At 72.7% G+C, this 2896-nt stretch carries 3 protein-coding genes; 2 read left to right on the forward strand and 1 reads right to left on the reverse strand.

The annotated features are described in order from the left end of the window. Positions 1-663: O-antigen ligase family protein (locus tag ACFFNX_RS46760; protein ID WP_378212827.1), on the forward strand; the 663-nt coding region annotated here is incomplete at its 5' end. Continuing rightward, complete coding sequence (locus ACFFNX_RS46765; RefSeq protein WP_378212828.1) at positions 660-1508, forward strand: class I SAM-dependent methyltransferase; 849 nt, start codon at positions 660-662, stop codon at positions 1506-1508. The genes ACFFNX_RS46760 and ACFFNX_RS46765, both read left to right, overlap by 4 nt. Here ACFFNX_RS46765 and ACFFNX_RS46770 read toward each other — a convergent pair. Beyond that, complete coding sequence (locus ACFFNX_RS46770) at positions 1485-2783, reverse strand: lipopolysaccharide biosynthesis protein (RefSeq protein ID WP_378212830.1); 1299 nt, start codon at positions 2781-2783, stop codon at positions 1485-1487. The genes ACFFNX_RS46765 and ACFFNX_RS46770 overlap by 24 nt on opposite strands. Between the last annotated feature and the right edge of the window lie 113 nt (positions 2784-2896).

Consider the following 2896-nt stretch of genomic DNA (forward strand, 5'->3'; position numbering starts at 1 on the left):
GCGCTCCGTCATCGGCGGCCCGGATGGCTGGTGCCGGCCGGGGTCTGCGTGGCCGCGATGGCGGCGACCCAGTCGCGGGGCGCGTTCGTCTCGGCGGCGGCCGGGGTGGCCGTCGTTCTCCTCCAGGGCCGGCGGCGCGGGATCCAGGTGGCGATCGTCGCCGTCGCCGTCGCCCTCGGCACGGTCTTCCCCGCCGCGGTCGACACCGTCGAGCACGTGGCGATCGGCCACCGGCCGGCCACGGAGCTGAGCCAGAACTCCTCCGTCCGCGAGCACGTCGCGTGGTACGCCGTGCGGGTCGCGGCCGAGCATCCGCTGCGCGGAATCGGCTACGGCATCTTTCCCTCCTATGCCGAAAACTCCCCCCGCCTCGGTATTTACATCGCCACCCACAACGACTACCTGCGATTGGCGGCCGAGACCGGAATTCCGGCACTCATGGTCTTTCTCGTACTGATCTGGCTTGGAATGAAAAGTCCGGCGTCCGGCGAGGCGGCGGTACAGCGGGCGATGGTCGCCGCCTACGCGGTCGGCATGCTCTTCGCCAACACATTGGCGAACCTCGTGGTCAGCATGCCGTTCTGGCTGGCCCTGGGCTGTCTGCTCGCCGCTTCTTCCGCGCGGGAGCAGCCCACCACCCTGGCACAAGGAGCGCACACATGATCGATGCCCGGCAAGAGGTTCTGGACGGCGACCGGTTCGCCTTCGGCGGCAACTGGCGTGCCTTCGTCGAGCTCGTCGACGAGAGGAGGATCAAGGCCGCCGTCGATTCGCTCGCCGGTCCGCTCGGCACCACCGACCTGACCGGCCGGACCTTCCTCGACGCGGGGTGCGGCAGCGGCCTGTTCTCCCTCGCCGCGCACCGCATGGGCGCGCGCGTCCGTTCCTTCGACTACGACCCCGAGTCCGTCGCGGCGACCGTCGTGCTGCGCGACCGGTTCGCGCCGGACGCGGACTGGAAGATCTCGACGGGATCGATTCTGGACGAGGAGGGCGTCGCCGGGCTCGGCCGGTTCGACATCGTCTACTCGTGGGGGGTGCTGCACCACACCGGCGAGCTGTGGCGCGCCATGGACAACGCCGCACGCCTCGTCGCGCCGGACGGCCTGCTGTTCATCTCCATCTACAACGACCAGGGGATGGAAAGCCGTATGTGGCGGCGGGTCAAGCGGCAGTACAACAGGTCGGGCGCGCTGGCGCGGCGGCTGCTCGTTCTGGGCAGCGCCGCCTATCTGTACCGCGGGAAGCCGCTGCGGACCGCGCTCCGGATGGTCCGGGGCGGCGACGCGACGCTCATGCGCCCGCCGCGCGCACGCGGCATGTCGGCGCGACACGACCTGGTCGACTGGGTCGGCGGCTACCCGTTCGAGGTGGCCAAGCCGGAGCAGGTGTTCGCCTTCATGCGCGAGCGCGGCTTCGAGCTGCGTCACCTGAAGACCTGCGCCGGTGGTATCGGCTGCAACGAGTACGTCTTCGAGCGCGTGTCAGGCGCCCCGGCGCGCGGCTGAGAGACCGGCCACCCGGCTCCGCGCGTACGCCATCTCGGCGGGGCCGGGCAGCAGGTCGCGGGGTGATACGCCGCTGGCGCGCACGAACCACGCGGCCTGCAGGCCGGCCAGCGTCGCGTAGGCGATGCTGGAGGCGACCGCGCTGCCGACGATGCCGAAGAACGGCACGAGCGCGAGGTTCAGCACCACGTTGACCAGCAGCGCCGCCACCGACATGGACGAGGCGAGCATCGGGCGGTCCAGGCGCAGCAGGTACGCCCCGATCGGCCGGGTCGCGCCGAGCGCCAGCAGCCCGGGGGCCAGCGCGATCAGCGACGGCACGCTGCCCGCGAACGCCGTGCCGTACACGAGCGGGATCAGCGGCGGCGCGGCCAGGCACATCAGGACGACCGAGGCGGCCGCGACGATCGTGCTGAGGCGCGTGACGGCCACTGTCGCCGTGGCGGCCCCCTCGTCGTCGGTGCCGAGCTGGCGGGGCAGCGCGATCTGCGCGATGGCGTCCGTGACCAGCCGCGTCAGCTCCGCGAGGCTGACCGCGAGGGAGTACAGGCCCACCGCCGCGGTCGTGGTCATCGCGTCCAGGATCAGGATGTCGGAGCGGAACAGCAGGAACAGCGAGGCGAGCCCGAGGTGGTACCGCAGCCCGCGGTCGACGGCCTGCCGCGCCAGCGACCGGTCCCAGTGCCGCGGGCGCGGGCGCGCCACCGGCACGAGCACGGCGAGCGGCGCCGTCACCGACACCGCCCACAAGAGGATCACCTGCGCCGGCGACATCCGCGCCACACTCGCGATGACCAGCAGCGTCCCGCACTGGAACGCGCCGCCGAGCAGCGCCGCGGCGTTGACGACCGGCACCCGGCCCCGCAGGACGAGGATGTTGTTCAGGTAGACCACGGCCATCGCGCCCGGGATCGCCAGGAGCGCCATCGCGAGCGTGCCGTACCCGGTGATCGGGAGCACCCGCGGGCCGAGGACGCCCACGGTCGTCCCCCCGACGACCGGCGCGACCACGCCCACGGCGAGCCCGAGGACGAGGGCGTTCGCGGTCAGGGAGCGCCGGTCGGCGCCGCGCGACCAGAGCCACACCTGCGCCTGCTCGACGGACAGGTGACCGGCGGAGATCGTGATCGAGGCGATCGTGGCGATGACGTAGTAGGCGCCGCGCCCCGACGGCTGGAGGGCGCGGGCGATCACGATGCCGCTGACCGCGCCGAGGACCAGGGTGACGGCGCGGAGCGCGACGGTGTGCGCGACCTGACGCGCCGGTGCCCTCACCGCAGCAGTGTCCGGTACACCGCTTCGTGGCGCGCCGCGCACTCGTCCATGCTCAGCCGTGCGGCGGCGCGCCGGCCGGCGGCGCCCATCGCCCGCCGCAGGTCCGGATCGCC

The sequence above is a fragment of the Actinoallomurus acaciae genome, assembly GCF_042429965.1.
Taxonomy (GTDB): domain Bacteria; phylum Actinomycetota; class Actinomycetes; order Streptosporangiales; family Streptosporangiaceae; genus Actinoallomurus; species Actinoallomurus acaciae.